Below are 25,159 nucleotides of genomic sequence, written 5' to 3' on the forward strand. Positions count from 1 at the left end.
TTGACCCGCTTTACCCTATGACCGCCACCTAATTTTTTTCAACCAGGGGCTATTCAACCTTACAAAACTGCGTGCCGTATCGAATTCGGAGGCCCACATGCGGTTGCGTGCTATACGATCGAATGACTTGAAAGCAGTAGTAATATTGGTAGCCATGGAAGCGAGCATCTTAACCGCTTCTGCCAGATCGAGCTCATCGCCCGTTTCAGAACCAGGATAGGCTTTCGACGGAAGGTTCAGTCTAAGAAACTGAATAGCTGCCTTGGCCAGTGGGCTATAAGTGCCCGGTTCATCTCCCTGTAGGGAAATACCAGCCACCTTGATCCAGATCACTTCACTATTCACGATACCATAACTGCCGGCAGTTTCCAGGTCGGCATAGCAGGGAATACTTTCATAGCCACTGCCATAATTATCATCCGGCATCCGGACAGATAATTTAAAATATAACTTATTGACACCCGCCAGATAAGTATTATACAATTGTTGCACGGTACTCACAGGCCGTGGGATCCGTATGAATACGTACCGGTAATCATCTCCTTCAAAAAGGCTTTTAGTATACAGTTTGGAGGTGCGGGCGGTGTAAGAAGAAGATGCCGCCATACCAATGATGCGGAACATATTCATGGCCTGCCTGTTCTGCACATAACCATAATCATCACTTTCATAATCTACTTTAACAGAACCACCGGAAGGCAGGTAAATGGAATCCATTGTCCAGGCCGCCGCATTGCGGGCGGCCTGGACGCTGTCTTGCAGGCTATATGGATAGTCGGCATTGGTGATCACATTGCCGGGTACAGAAGCCGGGTTTTGTAAGGGGTCTTTAAAATTACCCCAGCGATCAAAAGATTTATTATTATAGCCCAGATTAGGTGTGTTGTAGTAGAAAACATAGGGGTTCTTTTTGCCCTTGTTATTGCCATTATAAGTAAACCAAACGCTATCGAGGGTAAGCTTACCGGTTCCAGGGCCATAAGCGCCCGGACATAGCCTATAGGAATACCTGAAATGAACTGTTTTGATGGGCCTGGCTGCCGTTCCTTTCCGCGCAAAATCGGCCTTACTGTACAGGTTGATCTCTTTTAATCTTTTGGCATAACCATTATTGATCTTAGTGCCCTTTTCATCATACCCTGCCAGGTCCTGACGGCCTTCGACCGTAAAGGTGGCAATCATGGTTTTGGATTCTATGGAATGCAAATACCACAACTCTTTTTCGCCATAGATATAATTACCCTTATCGTCGCGGTAATCTGTTTTCAATCCTTGCGCAAAAGTAACGCTGTCCATAACCGCCGGTGCACGCCACTTAAAAGGGTTGGTAATACCCGCCACTTTGCTATAATTAAACTTAACGGCATCGCCAATATCATCTTCCGTAATTCCATTGGCAGTAACATCAGAATAATCGGCCGACAAGATACTGGTCAATAAAAAGGAATGCGCATAAGCAGGTACTTCTTCGCTATTATAGTACCAATCTTTTCCCTGGCGGTTGCCGGTAGTATTGTCAATTCCATGTATATAACCTGCCAGGCCCGTTTCGGTATTGCCCCGGTTATCTTTTCCATTTACAGCAAAGGTTACTTCCTTTTGGCGAAGATTGTATACCGGTATGCCGTATATATACCGGCGGCCATCGTTGTTCAATACATCGACCTGTGAAATATGATTCTCCTTGCGAAAACCGTTTACCCGCTTTTCCCGCACCAGGAAATTGTTGATCTTAAAAGTATCTTTTGCAGGCGGTTGATAAAGAAAAGTATCCGGTATAATATGTTCAGCTCTTCCCGGATAGGCCCAGCGCATTTTAACAGAGGCCTTGCCTTTTCGTTCAAAATACTCCACTTTGATGGAGTAAAACTCACCAGCAATCAGGTTCAGTTGCACACTGTTTACATGGGCAGCATGATCCTTCCAGTCGTTGATCCACAGTGAATCATTGATCCAAAGGCGAACGCCATCATCTGTTTCCGTAAAGAAGGTGTATTTTCCGGTTACAGGAGCACGCAACCTACCCACCCATCGTATGGAAAAATAATCACCCGGGAAATTGGAATTAAAAGGAGGCGCTACAGGAACGTTGGCTGCGCCTTTGCCCCAATCCACATTGATGGTGCGATCAATCCGGCTATAGGCAGGCCCTTTCAGATCGACGGTACGGTAATAGGACGCCAATAGTCCGCTGCCATTTCCTTCTACACTTTCTACATTTCCTTCGGTACATAAGCCAGTGCTAAACTGGTTGAGTGAATAGCTCTCTATGTATTTTGCCAATCCTACTTGTTCGGCTTCCCGCGCACTGAGGTAAGAGATCACTTGCGTGCGCTTGTCGCGTTCATTTTTAATCGCATTCTGCGGTGTAAGTAAATTCCTGCCTACTGCCCGCTTATTCCTATAACGTGTCAGGTAATTTGTAGCCTGGATAGTGGAGCTGCTGTTACCTGCCTGGTAAAGCGCTACGGTAACAACATCATCTCCACCCACTGCTTCATAAAAGCTTTTGGGGTTTATGGACTTTTCGCCAGGATTGCGGAAATAGACAGATTGGAACCCAGCCGAATCACGTTTGAAATCAATGGTATTGCGCAGCATGTTTTGTTCCAGCCAAGGGCCATTTTGCGTGAAGGCCCGGTTGATATTCAAGTCAACCCCACCATGTACCATATCTCCAATACCAACATCCACACTTATCCTGTCGGATTCGTCCTTGGTACGGATAAAATGGTCGTGTATAAAACCAATATCCGCTCTATAAGCACGGAACATACCGCCGGTGCCTTCGCCTGTTATGGAAAATGCATCATAGGTATAACTAGTGTAGTGACAAATTAATTATGAAACGTAGTGTTTAGAAAGTTTTTATCTGCGTCCTGCTGTGTAAACTTCCATTCGATGTCACATTTATTACGATTGCGCTTTTTGCTCCAGGCGTGGATGTCAGTGATCAATTTTTCTTTGATTCTATCCTGCCGCCGGTACACTGCCTATCCATAATATTGATTTCAATTTCTGCCATATTCAGCCAACTTGCATGTTTCGGGGTGTAAATAAATCTTATTCGCTTCAGTATCCGGGAAGCTTTTGATGCCCCATTGTTTCATAAAAGGAACGTTCAAAATGTGTATTTAAGTTGTCCACGACTAACTGTATGTAATCGGCTTCTGGAAAATGGTTGTTCAGCAGTTCTTCAACGAAGCAGGCAAAGTCCGCCTTTGTTCTTGTATCTGTTACCTTCACGATACGCTTTCCGGCTTTGGGTACAACTGCAACGAATATGTTACAGGTTCCTTTTCGCTTGTATTCGTAATCATACTTTTCCGGATTTCCGGGTTTGGCCGCTATCGGTGAACGGCTGTCCATTAATAACTGTTTACTTTTTTCATCCAGGCAGATCACCGGGTGTTTATCGTCATATGGCTGCTTGTAAAGATCCAGGAGCCGGTACATTCGTTTACGATATTCCGGGGTTATCTCCTGAATGCACCACATCTTCCTTAACCAAGGCTTACATTCATTTTTTTAACACCAGCCGCACACTTTCGCGGCTGATCTGTTCAAAACCGGGTTTGGACCGGATCACTTCTGTGAGTAAACGTATTGTCCAACGCTTTCTGCCTGCAGGGCACGGACCACAGGCTAATGAGGCCAATTCAGCTTCATGATCGCTTGTATACTTCACCGGCTGACCTGTACGACTTTCTTCCTCAATGGCCGCCTCTATCCCTTGCTCCAGATAACGATTCTTTGTGCGCCAGACCGTGATACGGTCGACTCCCAGGAACTCCTCTATCTCTGACGCCTTCTTCCCTTTGTGAAGAAGCAATAGCACATTAATGCGGTTATATCTGCGCAACCCCAAATCCTTACCTTGCTTTTTAGACTCTAGAAAGGATAGTTCTTTCCGGTTAAGCTTTAAGGATAATGCCATATTAGTGTCGATTTAGAGCACTAATATACAAAATGTTTCATAATTAATTTGTCATTACACTAGGTATGGCTATATTGGTAACGGCCGGCTTTTTCCCGGTAAGGCATTTCCTTCTCCCGGTTAAAATCCAGCAAAGAAGCCCTGTTCTGCGCCCCTTCCTGGTAATGGAGGTAACCATAGGAAGGCAATGACAAAGCGGTATCCTTGGCATCTACGCGCTGCTTGGCCACATAACCACTCAGGTAAAAGCTGGGGTGTAATACTTTGGCTTCAAAACCAACCTTACCGGTAAAAGAAAACTGCCTGCTGGTATACGGGATGGTAATGGAAGGCGTGTAAGAAGGTGAGGCAAAAGAAATGGAACTGGATATCGAGCCTCCATAACTACTGCTTTGGTTCTTCTCATCGGTTTTCGACTGGCGCACCCCCACACTTAGTTGCAGGGCTTTTAATCCTGAACGCGAATTATAAGGAGCGGAAACAGACATGCTTCCCGAGAACATGGCATTTTGATCAACTTCATTTTGCCATAATTTGAGCGAAAGAGAGGGCGCCAGGGTTAATCCATCCATTGAGCTATTGGTAATGGAAAGCCCACCCGATAGGGGACCTTTCCCGGATTTTCCGGAGTTAATACTGGCATTGATACCTTGCTCGATACCCCAGCCCCGGTAATTATTGTGTACTACCCCAGGCTGGCGCCTAAACCCAGGCCAACATTGGGGTTCTTTGGGAAACCCCAATTTCAATATCAGCGCCACCGGTTACCCCAATGGTTTTATTTTCTTTGATGGACATTACCTTGCGTATAGAATCCTTCGCACCATTGAAATCATCGGGCAATCCGCGCAGGTTTCGGGTAACTGTGCCGGGGTTGACATTCCACCCGAGGCCCACCCAACTCGCCTCCTGGTCCATCGATATACCTGCACGATAACCCAAATTGACGGGGTAACCACCTACCTCCATCAAGGGAATGCTATAGGAAAAGTCGCCGGAGAACAGGTCTACCAGGTTACCATTGTTTACGGAAGAAAAAGATGCCATCTCCGGCTGTCCTGGACCTGTGCCTTTAACAGAAAGGGGAGCCTTGTAGCGAGCCAGGGCTGTATTGTTGAATGCAGGCATAGCGGTAGCTTCCCCTTTTTCTGTAGCGGCCATACCCAAACCTCCTGCCCTTGCTTCCTTGCTCAAATACGGCAAATCGGTTCCATACGTATGGGGAACTTTGCGGGGCATAGCCGCCCTGCCTTCACTCCTTCCGGCCACAGGCACCAACACCAGCTCCAGGTAAAACAGGCCCATAAAAACCAGGCAATACACTTATGATAACGCACCAGAGAAACTAACATGTAAATGATATTTTAATCGTGAATCGTCTTTCGTTAATCATGAATAATTAGTAATTAATAATTACTAATGGCTTCTAGCTTACTCTCTATACTCAAACTTTAAATAACCTTTTTCCCTTCTTGCATTTTCCACCTCCAGCAAGTAGATATGCTTTTTGACCATACCACTGGTCTCGCGCAGGTCTACCTGAACAAAGTTTTGTCCCATGCGCACCCGTTGTGAAGCACTGTCCAGCAGGATCTGCTTACGCCCGGCACTGCTGATGTCAAACAGGCGCAGATTCACAGTAGGGCTATTCAGGTCGTTTGTATATTCAAAACGCAGCACGCCAGTACAGATGGTAAAAGCGGCATCCTCTTCCCTTTGCAGTTTGTTAAAGTATCCAGTACTTACTCCCAATACCGTATCGGGCTGTACTTTTCGTACCCTGAAACTCCATACCTCGCTATTGCCAATTGGCAACAGGTTGTTCTTGGCCGTAACACGCCAGGCATACAATTTGGAAGTATCCAGTTCGGGAGCTGATAATGGATATTGGAAATTGGTAAAAGCGAGGTGTTGCCGGGTTAGCAAGGGTATATTTTGTTGCAAGGCGTCAGCAGGGCTTTGCATAGACTGTACTTCCACCAATATCCAGTCATACAACAATCCATTGAGTGTAGTAAAAGGCGAAGGAGGTATCCAGGTAAAAAGGGCCGGGTGATGTCTACCTGCTCTTCATCGAGCGGGATCATCAACTGTGGCGGACTGATGGGTTCTATCTCAATCGTTTCGCACTCCTCTCCCAGCCTATCAACATAATCCTGTTCTACCTTGAGCGCGGTATAACAAATATTGAATACACCAGTGGGTAAAAACCCTTCTGGTGAAGGATCTATAGCATATCCCGGACTACCGGCATTGTAGGTAACAGGGATTACATCACTTAGCTGTACCTGCTTAATACCTTTGGGCAATAGGATTAACCTGGAAGTACCAGTCAGTACCCGTTGATTGGTGGCCACATCCGTCATCACCATTTCAATACGTACCTGCATATCCTGTTGGGAAGTATTGATCAACGACAGGTTCCACAATTGCGGTTTAATGGTAAGGCCCAGCGGTGGCAACTGCAGGTTCAGCACTACCTGGGCATTGGAATATATTCCCAGTGAAAACAGCACCATGATGAATAGTATCTTTCTCATAAGTTGTATTTCGTGAATCACTCAAAAACTCTTTACAAACTGTACCGTAGCTATCTCATTCCGGATAAGCCCTTTATTAAACCCCGGTAAATAGCCCCGGTCATAACTTACTGTAATAAAATCCTGTTTGTATACCCGTATATTGGCATTTACATAACCGCCTGCCTTCACCAGCTCATCGTTCAGGTTATTCACCTTTACCCCAAAACCAAGAGACCCCAGTTTTTCAAGTTCCACTGCACACCTTCATCCATCACGACCAGCCGGTAGCTGCCATTTTGGGTATAGGATACTGCCACCTGTGTTGTAAAAGCGGGGAAGAAAAATTGTTGGGCCCAGAATACGTTTGTTGCATTGTAATACACGAATCCAGTATCACGGCTTGTATTGTAAAACTTATTCAATACCACTGTAGAAGAACTGCGCAAACTACCAATATGGTATAGATGGTATAGGCTTGCATTCAATACCTGGAAGCGGTTTTCGATCACCTGGTTATCCAGCGCTGTTAACTGGCTCATGGGCTGATAGCCCACGGTAATTACCGGCCATTTGCGCATCCGGAAAGATGCCGTCAGGCTTTTAAAAACAGTATTGCTGCTATAGTCCTGTGGCAGGAAAGGGTTGGTAAATTCGTTCTTCCGCAAGGAAGCCGCTATCCGCAGTTTGCGTTTAAAAAAGCCTTGCTCTGCTTTGAGTGTCCAGCTTTCCAGCTCCGCATTGGTTTGGAAACTGCTAAAAGATTGGAAATTAGCGCCCGTATGTTTATAGAAACCTTCTAACCGGGTGCCTAACGAGGGAATATAGGAATACACCTTAAAAGCATAAGCCTGGTTACTACGGTCGGACAATGTAAATTTGGTATTGCCCTGTGTAGGGTTGTGCCGGAAATCTGGCGCCAGCGATTTGGCTATTTCAGCCGTTATATACGTGGTAGGGTTTATCTGCATCCGCGCTTCTGCACTGAAGCCGGTTACTGTAATAGAAGACAATCGCGCACCGCTGGGAGGAAATAATTGTTTCTCTCCCCGGAAAGCCGATACGATGAAGTAATTTTTCTCCAGCCTGCCAATACCTGCTCTAACAAGGTATAGGTACTGAGATTTCTTATTAAAACCATTCACTACAAAATCCCTGTATCGGTAATCCACTACACCTGCACTTAGCGCCAGGTAATACCAACTATTGTATTCAAAATTCACCCCATTCACGCTCGTATTCTTCACCGTCAACTCACTGTAATTGGTTACACTACGGCCCACACTGAATTGACGCAAGCCCAGCAACCAACGGTATTTGGCAGGTACGGCCACCTTATTCATACCATATTCCTGCAATTTACCTGTCCAATCCCTCGAAGCAATCAGGTCATCCCAACGACCATTGACCATGTGTTTGAAGCGCTGTACCTTTGCCTGCTGCTGTTGTACCTCCCCTTTCAGCGAATCCACCTGTTTTACCAAATGATCGTATTCGCCCTTGGTCTTTGCATATAGGTCGAGAAACAAACCGGCGGCTTTTTCAGTGAATCCTCCCGGGCGCTGTTCACACTATCGGGCAGGTTGGGGTTCCAGGTGATACGCGGTACCCGCAAGGTTTCATGTGCTTCTACCAGGTCTTGTGGCGTGAATGAACCCAGGAGGCCCTTTTTCAAACTATCCAGCCGCCACTGCTTTAAAGCATATAATTTTTCGGTAAGCGAATCTCGTAACTGTGGCGCCAGGGCCAATAGGCGCTGCCGTAAAGAATTTTGTAAATGTTGCTGAAAAGCAGCACCATCAAAAGAAACCTGTACATCAGAAATATCACGGAATATCCTGGAATTACTTTGCCTCGACCACCAGTTAATCCGCACTGGCAAGTAGCCGGCTACAGTCAGGAACAAGTTGCCTGTAATATTGTGCTGTGCAATATCTTTTCAATATAAGGAGTATCTATTGCCGACCGGTAATTGAACTGGTAGCTCATATACCCCCTCTCATTCGTATAGCTGGCTTGCCCAGCAAAAGCTTGTCGAATGGATGCTTAAGGTCAAAACGCAGCGAATCTTTTGGCAGGAAATCTTTTTACCTGGAAGGGGTGGCAAGGCGGGTAGTGAACCTCGCCCTGATCTATACTTTTGCTTAAGTTGATCCCGCTGGTAATTGGCTAATAGCCGCATTCCTTTCAGCGTAGTGTCTGTAAGATGGTGAACTGAATCGGTAATTTTTCGGAAACCTTTTTCCCGGCCTGGAGGTATCGCCGGTGGCAACCAATTGTGCAGTGGCTGTAGTGTTGACTATTAAAAAGTCAATACTAATATAATAAGGTAAGGAACCTTGTACGGACATGGATATCCCATATTCGCAGCCAGATTTGGTTGTGTTTATTAATAGAGATTATGAAACGGTCTTTACAATGGACATGGATATCGATTTTCGGACTAGCCGAAAATATTATTTCGTAACGGCAGCAAATTAAAGGATGTACTAGGAAACCGCAAAGCACAAACTATTAAGTGTGCAGCTTTGGGGTGTAAGTGTGTTAAAATGGCAAATAACTGTGCAATCAACAATTCTGAAATACAATTGAGATGAATACACTAAATAAGTATTTCCATTTATTGTATTCGCCAACGAATACGTTTTCGTAATCAATGGGAAGGGTTGGCTTAGTTTGTACAAAAAATGCAGCGCTCTTTAACCGTATTTTTACGGTTTATCCCGAAAAAACCTCATTCATCTATTATACCAACTTACCCTGGGCTGGCAACCGGTATCTTTAGGCATACCAAAATAACTTTTCATTTATGAAATGCTATGTGTTGCTAACAATTGCCTTGCTCGGCAGCCTGGTAGGCTGTCAAAACAATCCCCAGGAACCTTCCAAGCCCGATGTGGTAACCGCCAACATGGATACCACGGTAAAACCGGGAAACGACTTTTCCTGTATTCCAATGGCGGATGGATCAAACAAAACCCCATACCCGATGAAGAAAGCCGATGGGGTATTGGCAATTTGGTGAATGAGGAAATTTACAAACGGGTACGTACGATCAATGAAAAAGCGGTGGCCAACAGCACCACGGGTGGCCCTTCTCAAAAAATGGCCGATTTCTGGCTCAGTGCCATGGATACCCTGGGCATTGAACAAGCAGGAATAAAACCACTTCAACCTGAATTGGATAAGGTCAACGCCCTCAAGGACATCCCCTCCATGCTGCAACTGATTGCCGATTGGCAAACCAAGGGCATCTCTCGGGCCTTCAGTATGTTTGTTTTTCAGGATAGCAAGAACAGTGAGCAGATGGCCCTGTACATCTATCAGGGCGGCCTTGGCCTGCCCAACCGGGATTATTACTTCAATACGGACGACAGAACGACCAATATCCGTAAGGAGTACATAAAGCACCTGGCGGCTATGCTGCACCTGACGGGCGATGATACCCTTACAGCAGCTACCAATGCCGCTACCATTATGAAGCTGGAAACAAGGTTGGCAAAAGCCTCCCGCAAACTGGAAGCGCTGCGCGATCCCTATGCCAATTACAATAAGTTTGCAGTGACCGATATCAAAAAATTAACTCCGGCTGTTGATTGGAAAGCATGGGCCACCAGTATTATATCCATAAATTAGGCAAACCGGTTGACCGCACAGAATGGGATATGCCGCCGCAGGAATACATTGCCTACTACAATCCATCCAACAATGAAATTGTATTACCCGCCGGCATATTTACCGTACCGGGTTTTCGCGAGGAAGAGCTGGATGATGCCGTAGTATATGGCTACGCTGCTGCATCTACCATTGGCCACGAGATCACCCACGGTTTTGATGACGAAGGCCGCCAATTCGATGCCAAAGGCAACCTGGTAAGCTGGTGGACGAAGGAAGATGAAGCCAGGTTCAACAAAAAAGCACAGGTAATGGTAGATCAGTTCAATGGATATGTTGTAGTGGATACCCTACGCATCAATGGCAAAACCACCCTTGGAGAAAATATTGCCGACCTGGGCGGTATCCTGCTCGGCTGGGATGCTTTCCAAAAAACAGACCAGTACAAGAAAGGGGAAAAGCAGGCTGGCTACACACCCGCCCAACGTTATTTCCTGGGATATTCCTTAGGCTGGCTGGGACATACCCGTAAGGAATCACTGGCCAATCAATTGCTTACGGATGTACACTCACCGGCACAATACCGCGTTAACGGCCCTATGGCCGATGTAGACGCCTTTTATGAAACCTTCCATGTACAGCCCGGTGACAAATTATACCGCCCCGACAGTTTGCGGGTGAAGATCTGGTAAAGCAGTCCGTAAACTGGAAGGTCGGAAAAGTCCGGAAGGTCCGGTAGTATCTTACTTCAAATCGGTTTTGCTTCCGGACATTCGGTCTTCCTGACTTCCGGACTTTACTAACTTTCCAACTTCTCGTATATATCAGTAAATTCTATTCCCAATCCAGGTTTACCGGAGAAGATCACTTTGCCCTGATCGAAGTTGATCCCTGTGGCAATGTCTTCTTTCAGCAATAAGGGGCCATCCATGTCTACATAATCCAACAGGGGCGTTAAATGGGCAATGGCAGCGGTACCGATGGTACTTTCGTTCATGCTGCCCACCATGACCTGCATACCCAGGGAACGGGCTTTTTCTATCATGAACCGTGCGGGCGTAATACCACTGCACTTGGTGAGTTTGATATTGATACCATGAAAATGCTGGTAACATTTTTCTACATCTCCCTGCACCACACAAGCTTCATCAGCAATGAGCGGTAGAGTCGATTTTTAAATAGTATTTTCATGCCTTCCCAATTATCTTTTGCCAGCGGCTGTTCAATAAACTCAACACCCAATGCTGCCAGTTGGGGTATCTTTTCAAGGGATTCTTCTACTGTCCAGCCAGCATTGGCGTCAATGCGCAGGGTGGCATCGGTATGTTTGCGGAGGGCAGTAACGATCGCAATATCTTCGGGGGTACCTAATTTGATCTTATAGATGGGCCAGGGCTTCTCCTGCATCTTGACCACCATTTTATCAATGGTGTCGATACCAATGGTATAATCTGTTAAAGGAGCTTTTTCAGCATCCAGTTTCCACAGCTTGTACAAAGGCTGGCCGTAAGCTTTACCAAACATATCCCAGGCTGCCATATCCAATGCGCAAACCAGGAAATTATTCTGCGGGTACAGGTGGTGCAGGTAATGCCAGTAACGCTCCGGTTCGGTGAAGGCAAATTTCTCGACCATCATTTTCTTACGCTCCAGGTCTTCGATCATTTTCTCTACCGGAATATTGTAATATGCGATGGCCGGCGCTTCCCCATAACCTACCACACCCCGGTGTTCCAATTCCACCACGAGGGATGGTTGGTGGGTTTTGGTTCCTTTTGAAATAGTGAAAGGATGACGGAAAGGTAGATTATAGGTCCTGTACGATACTTTCATGTACTAATGCCAGATTTATAATGTAGTCTTTTTTGTTATTTACAACTCACCCTCTCCCACTCTTCTCCACCTGCTCTTTCAGCTCTTCATTGAATGCTTTCTCTTTGAGCAGTTGTTCCAGGGTAAGGTGCATACGGTATTTCCAATAATGTTGTGATATAGCAGGCACATTGATACGCTCTTCCTGCGGGTTTTGCCGGCGTATGTCATCATGGGTGCCCAGGATGTCCTGCAACTGGAAGATAGCCCACATAGCCGGGCTATGCAGGTGTTGCTGTACGATGGCTTTGTTGATCCAGGCCTCACAGAAAATGGGTGCTTCGCCCCACTGCTGGAGTTCATTATTATAAAAACGTTGTATCTTCTCCCGGTCTTCTTCCCACCAGCCACGAATGGTGCTCATATCATGCGTTGATGGTGTTACTACACTTAAGTAAGGGGCATTGGCCGGATTGAAAAATTCATGGTAAGCCTCTTTGGGCATACGTTGAATTTCCAGGCTTAATATGCCTAATTGCTTCATCACATGTGGTACACAACCTGGCACCAGGCCAAGGTCTTCCCCACAGATCAGCATATTGGTAGAACGCTTCAAGGCAGGCAGCTTTTTCATAGCCTCTTTCATCCAGTAATCATCCTGGCGGCGGAAGAAATAGTCAATGTACAACTCCTTTAAAAGGTGTTGCGTATGCTCATCCAGGTGCCGTAATGAAGCGGTATTATCGATACCAAAACGGAAATGAAGTTCCTGCCCATTGGAACCTGGCTGTTCAAATAAGATCACATTGGAGATCAGGTCATACAGCCCCTGCCTTATCCGCAGGTTTTCTTCTGTAGGTTCTTGTCCGGCAAAGTATTGTTCTACCTGCCGTTGCGTAGCAAATTCCGGCTTCAGTTCATACGTACCGCCACCAATAGCATGCAGGAAAGGTTTGAACTTATCATTATTAGGGCCAAACATTTCCCAGAGGATTGCATCATTGATACAGGGCTTGCAATAGCGGTAATGATCAAACCAGATCCCCCTTTGACCAAACTCATACAGGTTAACAGGAATGGCATGTACAAAATAACCCATGATACCTTCCACCGCATGAATGGGTATACTCCATATCCTGAAAAACCAAGGATATGATCAATACGGAAGGCATCGAAATAATTACCCATTTGCACAAAACGCCGGTGCCACCATTCAAAACCATCTTCGGCCATACGCTCCCAATTATAGGTAGGGAATCCCCAGTTTTGGCCCCTTACCGCAAAATCGTCGGGCGGTGCGCCGGCCTGTACATCCAGGTGATACAACTCGGGTTCCATCCAGGCATCACAACCATAGCGGTAAACACCAATGGGGATATCCCCTTTCAGGATCACACCGTTTTTATGCGCATATTCTGCCGCCTCCTTTAATTGCAGGTGCAGGTGATACTGTGTAAAATAATGCAGTGCAACATCATCATAATGTTTCGCGCGGGGCGATACAAATTTTTCGATCGACTCTTTGCTGTACTTGTTATGCGTTTTCCATTGATTGAAATCGGAAGTATTATAACGATCCCGCAAACAACAGAAAGCAGCATAAGGCACCAGCCAGTGCTTATTGTTTTCAAAGAAGAGATAATAATCTTTATCCTTCAGCAGTTCTTCTTTTTGCAGGGCATACAACTCACGGATAACGCCCAACTTCAGTTTCATGACGGTCTCATAATCCATATCCGCCAATTCATTCAACTGCTTCTGCTTTTTCTTCAACGGCTTGATGATATCAGCATGCTGTTTACCCGCCACCCGTTCCAGGTTGAGGTACAACGGATGTAGCGCAAAAGCCGAAATAGCTGCATAGGGATAAGTATCTACCCAGGTATGTGTGGCAATGGTATCATTCACCGGCAATATCTGGATCAGTTTCAATCCGGTTTTCCTGGCCCAGTCTACCAGCAAAGTAAGATCGGTGAACTCTCCTGTTCCGAATGAGTTTTTGCTGCGCAAACTGAATACGGGAATAGAGACCCCGGCCCCTTTCCAGGTATCATTGGGCACATGTACAAAACCATCGTGCAGGATGGTCACCATCTGGTGACTGGCATCATCGCCCGAGAGGCCTTGCAATCCGTACAACATCCTGTTATCACCCGACTCAAACCGCACAAACGCCTCGTTCCTGGTATCATAAATGCCGTATTTATAGCTCAAGGGAAAGCCTTCCCGGGGTAAAGTGAGTTTTACTGACCACCAGCCATTTTCCCGGTTCATCAATACCGGCGCCTGGTTATCCCAATTCCCTGTTTCGTCGGTATTGCCCAAAAGGCATACCACTTCATGCCGGTTAAGCAAGGGAGCTTTAACCTTGAATTGATGGGTAAATTTCCGGGGCTGCTTTATTTTTGATCGGGAGGGATCATGCAGCAACACTTCCTGAAAAGGGTCTGAATAAAATACATTTTCATATTCCCCGGCATGATTCCAGGTATCCACCAATTGCAAGGTGCCCGTAGCGGGTATTTTATCACTGTCGATCACCCGGTCGCCCCATTCAAATACACGGAAGCCATCTTCATTCTTCAGTATATAATTATAATGAATGGTTCCCGATTCCGGGAAATCGGTATCAATGGTACCGTGCCAGAATTCATTATTGAGGTGATTGAGTGTAAAAGCCTTTTCTACATCATGATTACCCAACGCTTCAATATTGCCGGTAACCGCCAGCAATTGACCATATTGGGTATGAAAGCGAACATAAAAGTGAATTCTCATCATTAGGTGTTTTCCAAACAGAAGCCCTCCCACACAGGTTAGGATGGGCGAATTTATTACAAAGTGTATGAATTACGCTACTCTGCTGTCCGCGTTTTACAAACATGTTAGCGAAATGCGGTATATAGAAAACCGGGTAAAGTCTGCCAGCACTACCTTTCAGGCCAACTACGTCCTATTAGCCTACCCTTCAAAAAAATGGCCCACCCCTCCCCAACTGCCCTTGCCGGCGCTCACGAAGCACTAACAATAAGCAGGCCGGGTAACCCAGGCGCCCTCAAAAAATATTACCTTACCCTTTCATAATTAACGCTTTCATCTTATTTTTGCGCAAACTTTTTGAAACATGGCAGCGTCTAAAAGAAATAAAGGCTTAAACTGGATCTTGTTCCTTATCTCTACTGGTGCTTTGATCTGGGCTATTGCAGCACCCTGGGAATACCTTACCCTGATCATACCTTTTGTGTGCACGTATTTTGTACTAGCGCTGGATATTATCTAAGCTTATTCAAACCTCTTATATAGTGCCACCCTTTCCGGGTGGCTTTTTTATTCCCTTCCCTAAAGGATGCAAAAGCAAAAAGCCACCGAATGGTGGCCTTACAAGCTATTGGTCAATAAATTGTTTTAATTGTTGGCCGTGGTGCCAGTTCCTCCGGTTGCCCCAGGTGTTTTAGTAGAAGAAGTTTCCAATCGCTCAATATACAGGGATTGCTTCAATTTGACTGCTACATTTTGCTCCAGCCGAACAGCTGGTATCCAATCGGGCATTTTATCAAAAGCATCCATTAACCGGTCATTCAATTCATCATTTCCGCCTTTGAGCACTTTGGCGTAACCCGGTTTACCATGCTTATCAACTACAAACTCCACCATTACATAGGCCTTTTTCTGGTCTTCTTCCAGGTACTGTGTCATGTCATGGCTTAATTTATCTATAAATGACTGAAAACCAGGATTTCCACCGGGAAATACGGGCAATTTGTTCACCACTGTCACTATTTCACCCGTAAACTCCTTGACCGGCCTGGGTACTCGCTTCTTTACCACCTTTACCGGCTTTTCCGGTGCAGGAGGGATCACGCCTTCAATTACATAGCCTCCTTTTTTGGAGACCATCACTACGGGTAATTGTTTGGTGCTTTCAAAATACAGGTAGGCATGTTTCAATTCCTCCATCATGGGCACATATTCCGGAAAATCCTTCACATGCTTAGCGAGGTATTCGCTGCTACGTTGGTTTTTGAATTGAATTGGGAAAATATGCACAGGTATAAAATCCTGGCCCTGGTTGCGCGCATTGGCAGCCAGGATGTACAATTCTTCTATTTGCTGATCAGTAATCGGTATGCAACCTGTAGTAACACAACTGCCATGAATGTAGATCTCTCCACCGGGCTGTAAGGAATCACTGAGAATGCGATCTGATGTATTGGGATAATTTAAACCGAGTGATAGATGGTATTGGCTTTTGGGATTGAACTCATTGATATAGTAAAACCCTTCAGGTACCTGGTAATCGCCCTGCATACGCTTGGGGCCCAAAGTACCTGCCAGTGCACACACTTTATAGGTTTTGAATAATTTGAAGGGCTCGTTCTTTTCGTGCTTCACCCATACCTCCAGTTGGCTGTCATATTTGAAGGAACGCAGGTACATATACCGGAAAGGCCAGGCCAGGCCTTTTTCCATGAACTGTTTCATGATGGTATCTTCCTTACGTTTCCAGGCATCGCTGGTACGGGGGAAAGTCTTCTGGTATTCAACAAAATTGAAATTAGTCGCCGCATTTTGCGACCACGCATACTCCCCATCAAGAGGGCCATTGCCACAATCAGTACATATTTCATCTGGTAGAATCCCACAATAAGTGATAACGTGTTTTAAGACCGGATATTTCGGGAAAACGTCAAATCCAGTATTAAAATTAGCACAAATGCGGGTGCAAAAATCAGCCCAGATTGTTAACAATGTGAAAAACTAAGTGGAAACACGTGGTAGAAATACGGAGAAGTCCGGAAGTCGGTAAGTAATACAACCGTTGCTCCGTTTTTCTTCCGGACTTGCGGTCTTCCGGACTTTCCGACTTGTATTTAAAGATTCCCTCTCAACTCCTGCTCACGCTCAATGGCTTCAAACAATGCTTTAAAGTTGCCTTTGCCAAAGCTCTTGGCGCCTTTACGCTGGATGATCTCGAAAAATAAGGTGGGCCTATCTTCAACGGGTTTTGTAAATATCTGTAACAGGTAGCCTTCATCATCGCGGTCTACGAGGATGCCCAGCTCTTTCAGAGGAGTCACATCCTCATCGATCTTTCCTACGCGGTCTTGTAAATCATCATAATAAGTAGTTGGCACCAGTAAAAATTCAACCCCCGGTCACGCAAAGCCGTTACTGTTTCCACAATATTGGCAGTGGCCAAAGCTACATGCTGGCAACCTTCCCCATCATAAAACTCCAGGTATTCTTCCACCTGCGACTTCTTTTTGCCTTCGGCCGGTTCATTGATAGGGAATTTTACAAACCCATTCCCATTACTCATAACCTTACTCATCAGTGCCGAGTATTCAGTAGAAATATCTTTGTCGTCAAAACTCAGGATATTGCGGAATCCCATCACATCTTCATAAAAGCTTACCCATTTATTCATCTGGTTCCAACCCACATTGCCTACGCAATGGTCTACATACAATAAGCCGGTAGGAGGCGGATTGTATCGGGTGGTCCAGGCTTTGAAACCTGGCATAAAGGGTCCATTGTATTTTTACGTTCGATGAACAAGTGGACGGTTTCACCATAGGTATAAATGCCACTCATTACCACTTCTCCGTCTTTATCCTGCATTTTCAAAGGCTCCATATAACTTCTGGCACCCCTTTTAGTAGTTTCCTCCCAGGCGCTGGTCGCATCCTCTACCCGCAAAGCCAGCATCTTTACTCCATCGCCATGTTTATAAATATGGTCGGCAATGGCATTGCCTCCTCGCAAAGGGGTAGTAAATACAAAAGTGAGTTTCTCCTGCCTTATTGCATAACTGGCGCGGTCTTTAACACCCGTTTCCGGTCCGGCATACGCCAATGACTGAAAGCCGAAAGCGGTTTTATAGAAATGAGCCGCCTGTTTGGCATTGCCCACATAAAATTCAACATAATCTGTTCCCTGCAAAGGGAGAAAATCGGTATTGGCAGCAATAGTACCAGCGGTTGCCAGTTGAGTAGGCATATGATCGAGTTTAATAAGTCAATAAATAAGGTCAACAAATGCAATAAAAGAAACACACAAAGCGGGGAAATAAGCAGGAAATTACAGTGAATCCATGGCCAGGGCTTCCATCAGGAGGCAGTAGCCCATTCTTTTGTCGTTGAATAATTTATGATCGAAATCAGGACGCATGACTACAAAGATAATTTTTTTGCTTTCCAATCATAGTCATCTACTACCGGTTGTTAGTCCTCCCAATTTTACCTTGCCTTTGTACCTGACTTACCGCTACCCGGTTACCCACAAATGTTGTTAACTATTGGTCAAGGTTTTAGGTGCCAGATGATTATATATCGTATATTAGAACATAATTAAGTGATAAGCGAAACCCTGCCTCTTGTTCGCCTTTACCCCCGTTGAAAACATTCCCCCGCTCTGGTTAGTGATAGTGATCATATCATGGCAATGAATCCGGTACAAAGCCGGTAATCTATAACCAATGTTTACAATTAAACTAAATCAATTATGAAATTCTCGTTGACGCAAAAATGCATGGCAGAATTTTTCGGGACCTTCGTATTGGTATTTATCGGCACCGGCGCCGCAGTACTGGCCGGCAAACATGTAGGCTTTCTCGGTATTGCTTTTGCCTTTGGCCTGTCGGTCCTCACCATGGTATATGCCATTGGACATATTTCAGGCTGTCACCTCAACCCTGCAATTACCATTTCTATGCTGGCTACCGGCAAGATCTCATCCAAGGATGCTATGGGATATATCATTGCCCAAATAGCAGGTGCTATTGTAGCTTCGGCCCTCTTATGGCTGATCGCTTCGGGTAAGGCCGATTATACCATTGCCGCCAACGGATTGGGCCAGGATGGGGTAGAAAGTGGCTCCCCTGATGGATACACCCAAATGAGCGGACTGGTAGCCGAAGTTGCCCTTACCGCGATCTTCCTCCTGGTTATACATGGCGCTACCAGCAAGAATAACGGCAATGGAGCATTTGCCGGCATTGCCATTGGTTTGGCACTCACCATGATACATATAGTGGGTATCCCGGTTACCGGCGTATCGGTTAACCCGGCCAGAAGTATTGGACCTGCCATTTTTGTGGGCGGCGCCGCCTTGTCACAGCTTTGGGTATTCATTGTAGGCCCCATCATTGGCGGGTTGATTGGTGGCGGTATCTGGAAGCTGGTAGACAGCTCAAGAAGCTAATAAAAGGGGCTAAGAGGTTGAAAGAGTGGAAAGAGAAAAAAAGAGGCAGAAGGGCGACACTCTTTTACCTCGTTTAAATCTCTTATAAAGGGATTAGCGATCAAAAGAGTGGAAAGAGAAAAAAGAGGCAGAAGGGCGACACTCTTTTACCTCGTTTAAATCTCTTATAAAGGGATTAGCGATCAAAAGAGTGGAAAGAGAAAAAAGTGGCAAAAGGGCGAAGCCCTCCTTTAACTCTTTTACCTCGTTTAATCTCTTATAAAGGGATTAGCGATCAAAAGAGTGCAAGAGAAAAAAAGGCGAAGGCCTCCCTTAACTCTTTTACCTCGTTTAATCTCTTATAAAGGGATTAGCGATCAAAAAGAGTGCATGAGAAAAAAAGCGAAGGCCTCCCTTAACTCTTTTACCTCGTTTAATCTCTTATAAAGGGATTAGCGATCAAAAGAGTGCAAGAGAAAAAAAGGCGAAGGCCTCCCTTAACTCTTTTACCTCGTTTAATCTCTTAGCTTATATTTGCGCCTCAACCCACAGGCATGCAAAAAGTTGGTATTCTCGGCGGCGGACAGTTAGGAAGAATGTTGTTACAATCAGCCGCTAATTATCCAGTCGAAACATACGTCATGGAAAATGACCCCGCATGTCCTGCGGCCCATCTCTGCCATCATTTTACCCTTGGCAATATTCAGAATTTTGATGATGTATACAATTTCGGAAAGGGCCTGGATGCCCTGACCATTGAAATTGAGGCAGTTAATGAAGATGCCCTGGAAAAACTGGAACAGGAAGGCGTAAAGATCTATCCCAAACCTTCGGCTTTACGCACCATCAAGAATAAGATCCTGCAAAAGCAGTTTTATAAAGACCTACAGATACCTACCGCCCCCTTCGTTATTACCCAAAACAAGGCCGAACTGCGGCAACAGGCTGCTTTTTTACCTGCCGTACACAAGGTAGGCCTGGGAGGGTATGATGGCCGTGGTGTGCAGGTGATCCAAACCCCGATGCCCTTGAGAAAGGTTTTGATGCCCCTGCCGTACTGGAAAAAATGGTATCCATCCACAAGGAGATCGCCCTGATCGTGGCCATCAATGCCAAAGGTGAGACAGCCCTCTACCCGGCAGTAGATATGGTTTTTGACCCTTCTCTCAACCTGCTCGATTACCAGATCAGCCCGGCCGATATACCCGAAAAGAACTTGTGGAAAATTGAAGCCCTTGCATTGGCTGTGGTGAAAGGCCTGAAAAGCCCCGGCCTTTTGCAGTAGAACTGTTTATTGACAAGCAGGGCGACGTATTTGTGAACGAAACAGCCCCCGCGTACACAACAGCGGCCATCATACCATTGAGGCCAATTACAGCTCACAATTCGATATGCTTTGGCGCATCATGCTCAATTATCCCCTGGGCAATACGGATCATATCCTACCCGCCGCCATAGTCAACCTCCTAGGTGCCGAAGGCCATACCGGCGATGCCAAATATGACGGCTTACAGGAAATTCTTCAAATGGATAATGTTTTTGTCCACATCTATGGAAAAAACAAACCAAGCCTGGCCGCAAGATGGGGCATATAACTATCGTCAGTAAGGATAAACACGACCTGACCTATAAAGCCCATCGCATTAAAAACACGTTAAAAGTCATTAGTTAAGGATGTTATGCCTACCGCTCATACCCAATTTAACATTGAAGCATTGTTAAAACATTAACTTAGCCGCGCACCCATAAACCCAATTGCCCTAAGTACATGAGACGTAGCATGCCCACCTTTTCCCGTATCAATATGCGAGGTAATACATGGTCATTGAAAGACAAACTAATGCACATGAAAGGTAAAAGCCGGTTAGCCGTATTATTATTCGCATTTGCTATAGCCTGTAAAGAAGAAAAGAAAGGAGGAGGTGCGCCAGCTGCAGGCGCTCTTCCTAATGCCCCCTTACAAGTAGAAGCTTTTATTGTAAAGACCCAATCCCTAAGTGAAAACCTGGAAGTACCAGGCACCTTATTACCCTTTGAACAAACGGAAATACGTCCGGAGATCAGCGGACGGATTGTAAAACTCAATATCCCAGAAGGAAGTTTCGTACAGAAAGGTACTTTATTGGTAAAGTTGTTTGATGAAGACCTGCAAGCCCAGCTAAAGAAACTGCAGGTACAATTACAGATCAATGCCAAAACTGCCGAGCGTCAAAAAGAATTATTGTCCATTGGCGGGATCAGCCAGCAGGAATATGACCTGAGCGAATTGGCGGTCAATAACCTGAAAGCCGATATAGACCTGGTGAGGGTAAGCATCAGCAAGACGGAGATCCGTGCTCCCTTTGATGGCCGGATAGGTTTAAAAGCGATCAGTGATGGTGCCTATATATCCCCTACCAACCTCATTACAACCATCAGCCAGGTAGCACAATTGAAAATGGAATTCTCTGTGCCCGAAAAATACAGTGATATTATGCGCAAAGGCCGGGGTGTAACGTTCACCGTTGCCGGTACACCAAAAACATTCAATGCAACGATACTGGCTACCGAATCGAACATTGAGGCCAATACCCGGACCCTGAAAGTGAGAACGGTGGTAAAAGGCAATGATCCTTCACTGGTACCTGGCGCTTTTGCCAAGGTAGGATTGAGACTGGATGAAAACGACAAGGCACTGATCATACCAACACAGGCTATTATACCGCAGGCCCGGAACAAACGCGTGGTTATTTATTCCAATGGAGTAGCTAAATACCAGGTTGTAACTACCGGCATCCGCGACTCCTCTTTTGTGCAGATCACCGATGGGCTGAAATTGGGCGATACCATCATTACTACCGGCCTGTTGGCCATCCGCCCGGAGAGCAAAATCAAATTAACAAAAGTTCAATAAGCACTAGTCATGAATATTTCTGAGCTGAGTTTACGGCGCCCGGTACTGGCTACCGTGCTGAATATCGTGATCGTGTTGTTTGGTATCATCGGTTTTACGTTTCTCGGTGTGCGCGATTATCCTGCCATTGATCCGCCCAACGTAAGTGTCATGACCTCTTATCCTGGCGCCAATGCAGAGATCCTGGAATCACAGATCACCGAACCGCTGGAAAAAGCCATCAATGGTATTGCCGGCGTAAAAATATTACCTCTACCAGCAGTCAGGGCACCAGTCGTATTAATGTGGAGTTTGACCTAAGCATTGACCTGGAGGCAGCCGCCAATGATGTTCGTGATAAAGTATCACAGGCCTCCCGTTCTTTACCCGATGACTTACCTGCGCCACCAGTCGTATCTAAAGCAGATGCCAGCTCCGATGCCATCATTTCGATGACCATTCAAAGTAATACGCGCAACCAACTGCAGATTACTGAATATGCAAACAACGTATTGGTTGAACGATTACAGACCATTCCCGGTGTGAGCGCCATACAGGTATGGGGTGAAAAACGCTGGGCTATGCGGGTATGGTTTAATCCAGCTAAATTGAGCGCTTACGGTCTTACTCCCGGCGATGTACAAAGCGCCCTGGCCCGTGAGAATATAGAATTGCCTTCTGGTAAAATATCCGGCAACACGACCGAATTATCGATCCGTACTTATGGACGATTATTCACCGAAGAGGATTTCAACAATGTAATTGTTAAAACCGTCAACGGCAATGAGATCCGCCTCAAAGATGTAGCCGAAGCGGTATTGGGACCCGAAAATGAAGAAACGATCCTGAAGGAAAGCCTGATACCGATGATCGCCCTCGCCCTGGTACCCCAGCCCGGCTCTAACTATGTAGCCATCTCCGATGAATTCTATAAACGATTCAATCAGCTCAAAAGGAAATGCCGGAGGATATTAAGCTGAATATCGCGCTTGACCAGACGAGGTTTATCAAACAATCCATATCAGAAGTAGAGGAAACACTCATTATTGCCCTCATCCTGGTAGTATTAATCATCTACCTGTTCTTCCGCGACTGGATCATTTCCATAAGACCATTGATCGATATCCCGGTTTCGCTGATTGGTGCTTTCTTTATCATGTACCTAAGTGGCTTTACCATCAATGTACTTTCCTTATTGGGTATTGTGCTTGCAACCGGACTGGTAGTGGATGATGGTATTGTTGTAACGGAAAACATCTTTAAGAAGATGGAGCAGGGCATGGATAAATACACGGCTGCCAAAGAAGGGTCCAAAGAGATCTATTTTGCGGTTATTGCCACCTCTATTACCCTGGCGGTCATCTTTTTACCCATCATCTTCCTGCAAGGTTTTGTGGGTAGGCTATTCCGCGAGTTTGGTATCGTGGTAGCCGGTGCCGTATTGATCTCGGCCCTGGTTTCACTCACCCTTACCCCGGTACTGAACGTAAAGCTTACCCGCAAGGTGCATAAGCATAGCTGGTTTTACCTCAAAACCGAACCCTTCTTTGAGTGGATGGAAAGGGGGTATTTCAATTCCCTCAAAGGTTTTATGCGGGTACGCTGGATCGCATTGATCCTTATCATAGCTTGTTTTGGCGTTATCTGGTTTATTGGTGGTAACCTTAAATCTGAACTGGCTCCCATGGAAGACCGCAGTCAGTTTCGCCTGTCCGTAACAGCACCCGAAGGCACTTCTTTCGATTATATGGACACTTATATGGACCGGCTGGGCCAACTCATGCTGGACTCCATCAAGCCCGAAGAACGCCGTATTGTACTCACCATCACCGCACCGGGTTTTAGTGGGGCGGGATCCGTAAACTCTGGTATGCTGCGGGTAACGCTGGTAGATCCCAAAGACCGCACCCGCTCGCAGGATGATATTGTAAACATGGTAAACCGCAATCTGGGCAAGTATTCAGAAGGCAGGGCTTTCGCTACACAAGAACAAACCATATCCGTCAATCGCAGGTCTGGTCAGCCCGTTCAATTTGTTATTCAAAATAACAACTTTGAGAAACTGAAAGAAGTATTACCCAGATTCCTGGAAGAAGCCAATAAGAGCGGCGTGTTAATGAACGTAGATGCCGATCTTAAGTTCAATAAGCCCGAATTGAATATAGATATAGACCGTATTAAAGCCAGTCAGCTGGGTGTTAGCATTGCCGATGTTTCGCAAACCCTGCAACTGGCATTGAGCAACCTGCGGCTGGGTTATTTCTACCGTGAGGGTAAACAATACCAGGTTATAGGTCAGGTAGCCCGTAATGACCGCGATGACCCAACCGACCTGAAGAATATTTATGTACGGAATAACCGCAATGAGATCATTTCACTGGATAACCTGGTAAGTATCCGCGAAGAAACGACGCCACCTACCTTGTACCATTTCAATCGTTATAAATCGGCTACTATTTCAGGCAGCCCGGTCAATGGCCGTACCTTGGGCGAAGGCATTAAAACCATGCAGGATATTGCTGCCCGGTTACTGGACGATACGTATGCAACCTCTTTATCCGGTCCTTCCAGGGATTTTGCCGAAAGCTCCGGCAATACCAGCTTTGCCTTTATGCTAGCGCTTATTTTGATCTTCCTGGTACTGGCTGCACAGTTTGAAAGCTTTATAGATCCTTTGGTGATCATGTTTACCGTACCATTGGCCATTGCGGGCGCCGTATTATCCCTCTGGCTCTTTGACCAAACCCTCAATATCTTTTCACAGATCGGTATGATCATGCTCATTGGCCTGGTTACCAAAAACGGTATCCTCATTGTGGAATTTGCCAATCAAAAGCAGTTGGCAGGGTTATCCAAACGACAGGCGGTGACAGAAGCGGCCCAGGCACGTTTACGGCCGATCCTGATGACCAGCCTGGCCATGTCACTCGGCGCACTTCCCATTGCCTTATCATTGGGCGCTGCAGCCACCAGCCGTATACCATTGGGTATTGTAATTGTTGGAGGTATTTTGTTCTCCCTGGTACTTACTTTGTATGTAATACCTGCCATGTATACCTTCCTTTCCCGTAAAAAGAAAAAGAGCGTAATGGAGCTGATGGATGAAACGGCACAAAACCAAACACCAGCAATGGAGGTCCACCATGCATAAATGCATTTCTATTATGAAAAAGCACTTGCTTTCTTTGTTTCCATAGTATTCATAACATCTGCCGCAGCCCA

General features: G+C 45.9%; 24 protein-coding genes and 3 pseudogenes. 11 read left to right on the forward strand and 16 right to left on the reverse strand.

Annotated elements, in window-relative coordinates:
* Positions 1 to 15 precede the first annotated feature (15 nt).
* From RS881_RS38225 to RS881_RS38265, 9 genes and pseudogenes are all read right to left on the reverse strand, one after another.
* Positions 16 to 2,775 (reverse strand): PA14 domain-containing protein, encoded by a 2,760-nt coding sequence (locus RS881_RS38225; protein WP_315815577.1) that lies wholly within the window; start codon positions 2,773 to 2,775, stop codon positions 16 to 18.
* A gap of 66 nt (positions 2,776 to 2,841) precedes the next feature.
* A pseudogene (locus RS881_RS38230) lies at positions 2,842 to 3,937 on the reverse strand (IS630 family transposase).
* A 59-nt stretch (positions 3,938 to 3,996) separates the two neighbouring features.
* The gene (locus RS881_RS38235; RefSeq protein ID WP_315815578.1) at positions 3,997 to 4,698 is read right to left on the reverse strand and encodes a hypothetical protein; all 702 of its coding nucleotides are present in this window, start codon (positions 4,696 to 4,698) and stop codon (positions 3,997 to 3,999) included.
* Positions 4,640 to 5,242 (reverse strand): hypothetical protein, encoded by a 603-nt coding sequence (locus RS881_RS38240; RefSeq protein ID WP_315815579.1) that lies wholly within the window; start codon positions 5,240 to 5,242, stop codon positions 4,640 to 4,642. Before RS881_RS38240 ends, RS881_RS38235 begins: the two co-directional genes overlap by 59 nt.
* A 126-nt stretch (positions 5,243 to 5,368) precedes the next feature.
* Positions 5,369 to 5,863 (reverse strand): hypothetical protein, encoded by a 495-nt coding sequence (locus RS881_RS38245; RefSeq protein WP_315815580.1) that lies wholly within the window; start codon positions 5,861 to 5,863, stop codon positions 5,369 to 5,371.
* Positions 5,857 to 6,477, reverse strand: a complete 621-nt coding sequence (locus tag RS881_RS38250; protein WP_315815581.1) for a hypothetical protein — start codon at positions 6,475 to 6,477, stop codon at positions 5,857 to 5,859. The genes RS881_RS38245 and RS881_RS38250 overlap by 7 nt, the downstream gene beginning before the upstream one ends.
* A 21-nt stretch (positions 6,478 to 6,498) precedes the next feature.
* Positions 6,499 to 6,672 carry a hypothetical protein gene (locus RS881_RS38255; RefSeq protein WP_315815582.1) on the reverse strand — a complete coding sequence of 58 codons (174 nt, stop codon included), beginning with the start codon at positions 6,670 to 6,672 and terminating at the stop codon, positions 6,499 to 6,501.
* Positions 6,673 to 6,674: 2 nt separating this feature from the next.
* Positions 6,675 to 7,985, reverse strand: a complete 1,311-nt coding sequence (locus RS881_RS38260) for a hypothetical protein (RefSeq protein WP_315815583.1) — start codon at positions 7,983 to 7,985, stop codon at positions 6,675 to 6,677.
* Positions 7,934 to 8,362, reverse strand: a complete 429-nt coding sequence (locus RS881_RS38265; protein WP_315815584.1) for a hypothetical protein — start codon at positions 8,360 to 8,362, stop codon at positions 7,934 to 7,936. Before RS881_RS38265 ends, RS881_RS38260 begins: the two co-directional genes overlap by 52 nt.
* Positions 8,363 to 9,265: 903 nt before the next feature.
* Here RS881_RS38265 and RS881_RS38270 point away from each other — a divergent pair.
* The 3 genes from RS881_RS38270 to RS881_RS38280 are packed head-to-tail and all read left to right on the forward strand — an operon-like array spanning position 9,266 to position 10,763.
* Positions 9,266 to 9,481 carry a hypothetical protein gene (locus RS881_RS38270; RefSeq protein ID WP_315825035.1) on the forward strand — a complete coding sequence of 72 codons (216 nt, stop codon included), beginning with the start codon at positions 9,266 to 9,268 and terminating at the stop codon, positions 9,479 to 9,481.
* Complete coding sequence (locus RS881_RS38275) at positions 9,439 to 10,092, forward strand: M13 family metallopeptidase (protein WP_315824734.1); 654 nt, start codon at positions 9,439 to 9,441, stop codon at positions 10,090 to 10,092. Before RS881_RS38270 ends, RS881_RS38275 begins: the two co-directional genes overlap by 43 nt.
* A complete protein-coding gene (locus RS881_RS38280; protein ID WP_315824735.1) occupies positions 10,062 to 10,763 on the forward strand; it encodes a M13-type metalloendopeptidase in 702 nt (233 codons plus the stop codon). Before RS881_RS38275 ends, RS881_RS38280 begins: the two co-directional genes overlap by 31 nt.
* Before the next feature lie 107 nt (positions 10,764 to 10,870).
* Here the strand turns inward: RS881_RS38280 and RS881_RS38285 are convergent, their stop codons facing one another.
* The 3 genes and pseudogenes from RS881_RS38285 to RS881_RS60480 form a co-directional block, all read right to left on the reverse strand.
* Positions 10,871 to 11,209, reverse strand: a complete 339-nt coding sequence (locus RS881_RS38285; RefSeq protein ID WP_315815585.1) for an enolase C-terminal domain-like protein — start codon at positions 11,207 to 11,209, stop codon at positions 10,871 to 10,873.
* The gene (locus RS881_RS38290) at positions 11,191 to 11,904 is read right to left on the reverse strand and encodes an enolase C-terminal domain-like protein (protein WP_315815586.1); all 714 of its coding nucleotides are present in this window, start codon (positions 11,902 to 11,904) and stop codon (positions 11,191 to 11,193) included. The genes RS881_RS38285 and RS881_RS38290 overlap by 19 nt, the downstream gene beginning before the upstream one ends.
* Before the next feature lie 46 nt (positions 11,905 to 11,950).
* A pseudogene (locus RS881_RS60480) lies at positions 11,951 to 14,664 on the reverse strand (4-alpha-glucanotransferase).
* A 343-nt stretch (positions 14,665 to 15,007) separates the two neighbouring features.
* Here RS881_RS60480 and RS881_RS38305 point away from each other — a divergent pair.
* On the forward strand, positions 15,008 to 15,163 hold the full coding sequence (locus tag RS881_RS38305; protein WP_315815588.1) for a hypothetical protein: 156 nt from the start codon (positions 15,008 to 15,010) through the stop codon (positions 15,161 to 15,163).
* Between the two features lie 125 nt (positions 15,164 to 15,288).
* Here the strand turns inward: RS881_RS38305 and RS881_RS38310 are convergent, their stop codons facing one another.
* The 4 genes from RS881_RS38310 to RS881_RS38325 form a co-directional block, all read right to left on the reverse strand.
* A complete protein-coding gene (locus RS881_RS38310) occupies positions 15,289 to 16,365 on the reverse strand; it encodes a L,D-transpeptidase family protein (RefSeq protein WP_315815589.1) in 1,077 nt (358 codons plus the stop codon).
* A gap of 389 nt (positions 16,366 to 16,754) precedes the next feature.
* Positions 16,755 to 17,018, reverse strand: a complete 264-nt coding sequence (locus RS881_RS38315) for a 4-hydroxyphenylpyruvate dioxygenase family protein (RefSeq protein ID WP_315815590.1) — start codon at positions 17,016 to 17,018, stop codon at positions 16,755 to 16,757.
* On the reverse strand, positions 16,979 to 17,407 hold the full coding sequence (locus tag RS881_RS38320) for a VOC family protein (RefSeq protein WP_315815591.1): 429 nt from the start codon (positions 17,405 to 17,407) through the stop codon (positions 16,979 to 16,981). Before RS881_RS38320 ends, RS881_RS38315 begins: the two co-directional genes overlap by 40 nt.
* The gene (locus tag RS881_RS38325; RefSeq protein WP_315815592.1) at positions 17,344 to 17,883 is read right to left on the reverse strand and encodes a VOC family protein; all 540 of its coding nucleotides are present in this window, start codon (positions 17,881 to 17,883) and stop codon (positions 17,344 to 17,346) included. Before RS881_RS38325 ends, RS881_RS38320 begins: the two co-directional genes overlap by 64 nt.
* A gap of 531 nt (positions 17,884 to 18,414) precedes the next feature.
* Here RS881_RS38325 and aqpZ point away from each other — a divergent pair.
* The 7 genes and pseudogenes from aqpZ (at position 18,415) to RS881_RS38360 (ending at position 25,088) form a co-directional block, all read left to right on the forward strand.
* The gene (gene aqpZ / locus RS881_RS38330; protein ID WP_315815593.1) at positions 18,415 to 19,086 is read left to right on the forward strand and encodes an aquaporin Z; all 672 of its coding nucleotides are present in this window, start codon (positions 18,415 to 18,417) and stop codon (positions 19,084 to 19,086) included.
* Positions 19,087 to 19,619: 533 nt separating this feature from the next.
* Complete coding sequence (locus RS881_RS38335; protein ID WP_315815594.1) at positions 19,620 to 20,162, forward strand: 5-(carboxyamino)imidazole ribonucleotide synthase; 543 nt, start codon at positions 19,620 to 19,622, stop codon at positions 20,160 to 20,162.
* The gene (locus RS881_RS38340; RefSeq protein WP_315815595.1) at positions 20,132 to 20,350 is read left to right on the forward strand and encodes a hypothetical protein; all 219 of its coding nucleotides are present in this window, start codon (positions 20,132 to 20,134) and stop codon (positions 20,348 to 20,350) included. Before RS881_RS38335 ends, RS881_RS38340 begins: the two co-directional genes overlap by 31 nt.
* Before the next feature lie 106 nt (positions 20,351 to 20,456).
* A complete protein-coding gene (locus tag RS881_RS38345; protein ID WP_315815596.1) occupies positions 20,457 to 20,660 on the forward strand; it encodes a hypothetical protein in 204 nt (67 codons plus the stop codon).
* Complete coding sequence (locus RS881_RS38350) at positions 20,648 to 20,737, forward strand: hypothetical protein (RefSeq protein ID WP_315815597.1); 90 nt, start codon at positions 20,648 to 20,650, stop codon at positions 20,735 to 20,737. Before RS881_RS38345 ends, RS881_RS38350 begins: the two co-directional genes overlap by 13 nt.
* Before the next feature lie 96 nt (positions 20,738 to 20,833).
* Positions 20,834 to 21,958: an efflux RND transporter periplasmic adaptor subunit gene (locus RS881_RS38355; RefSeq protein ID WP_315815598.1), complete on the forward strand. Its 1,125-nt coding sequence runs from the start codon at positions 20,834 to 20,836 to the stop codon at positions 21,956 to 21,958.
* Between the two features lie 9 nt (positions 21,959 to 21,967).
* Positions 21,968 to 25,088: pseudogene (locus RS881_RS38360) on the forward strand (efflux RND transporter permease subunit).
* Positions 25,089 to 25,159 lie beyond the last annotated feature (71 nt).

Source organism: Paraflavitalea speifideaquila (genome assembly GCF_032395985.1).
Classification (GTDB): Bacteria; Bacteroidota; Bacteroidia; order Chitinophagales; family Chitinophagaceae; genus Paraflavitalea; species Paraflavitalea speifideaquila.

What these genes read in the sequence shown, in the direction of transcription:
- RS881_RS38225 (WP_315815577.1), bottom strand. Translation starts at nt 2,775, where the DNA reads ATGTTCCGTGCTTATAGAGCGGATATTGGTTTTATACACGACCATTTT.
- RS881_RS38240 (WP_315815579.1), bottom strand. Translation starts at nt 5,242, where the DNA reads ATGGGCCTGTTTTACCTGGAGCTGGTGTTGGTGCCTGTGGCCGGAAGG.
- RS881_RS38250 (WP_315815581.1), bottom strand. Translation starts at nt 6,477, where the DNA reads ATGAGAAAGATACTATTCATCATGGTGCTGTTTTCACTGGGAATATAT.
- RS881_RS38270 (WP_315825035.1), top strand. Translation starts at nt 9,266, where the DNA reads ATGAAATGCTATGTGTTGCTAACAATTGCCTTGCTCGGCAGCCTGGTA.
- RS881_RS38280 (WP_315824735.1), top strand. Translation starts at nt 10,062, where the DNA reads ATGGGCCACCAGTATTATATCCATAAATTAGGCAAACCGGTTGACCGC.
- RS881_RS38290 (WP_315815586.1), bottom strand. Translation starts at nt 11,904, where the DNA reads ATGAAAGTATCGTACAGGACCTATAATCTACCTTTCCGTCATCCTTTC.
- RS881_RS38305 (WP_315815588.1), top strand. Translation starts at nt 15,008, where the DNA reads ATGGCAGCGTCTAAAAGAAATAAAGGCTTAAACTGGATCTTGTTCCTT.
- RS881_RS38310 (WP_315815589.1), bottom strand. Translation starts at nt 16,365, where the DNA reads ATGAAACAGTTCATGGAAAAAGGCCTGGCCTGGCCTTTCCGGTATATG.
- RS881_RS38320 (WP_315815591.1), bottom strand. Translation starts at nt 17,407, where the DNA reads ATGCCAGGTTTCAAAGCCTGGACCACCCGATACAATCCGCCTCCTACC.
- RS881_RS38325 (WP_315815592.1), bottom strand. Translation starts at nt 17,883, where the DNA reads ATGCCTACTCAACTGGCAACCGCTGGTACTATTGCTGCCAATACCGAT.
- aqpZ (WP_315815593.1), top strand. Translation starts at nt 18,415, where the DNA reads ATGGCAGAATTTTTCGGGACCTTCGTATTGGTATTTATCGGCACCGGC.
- RS881_RS38335 (WP_315815594.1), top strand. Translation starts at nt 19,620, where the DNA reads ATGCAAAAAGTTGGTATTCTCGGCGGCGGACAGTTAGGAAGAATGTTG.
- RS881_RS38340 (WP_315815595.1), top strand. Translation starts at nt 20,132, where the DNA reads ATGGTATCCATCCACAAGGAGATCGCCCTGATCGTGGCCATCAATGCC.
- RS881_RS38345 (WP_315815596.1), top strand. Translation starts at nt 20,457, where the DNA reads ATGCTTTGGCGCATCATGCTCAATTATCCCCTGGGCAATACGGATCAT.
- RS881_RS38350 (WP_315815597.1), top strand. Translation starts at nt 20,648, where the DNA reads ATGGGGCATATAACTATCGTCAGTAAGGATAAACACGACCTGACCTAT.
- RS881_RS38355 (WP_315815598.1), top strand. Translation starts at nt 20,834, where the DNA reads ATGAGACGTAGCATGCCCACCTTTTCCCGTATCAATATGCGAGGTAAT.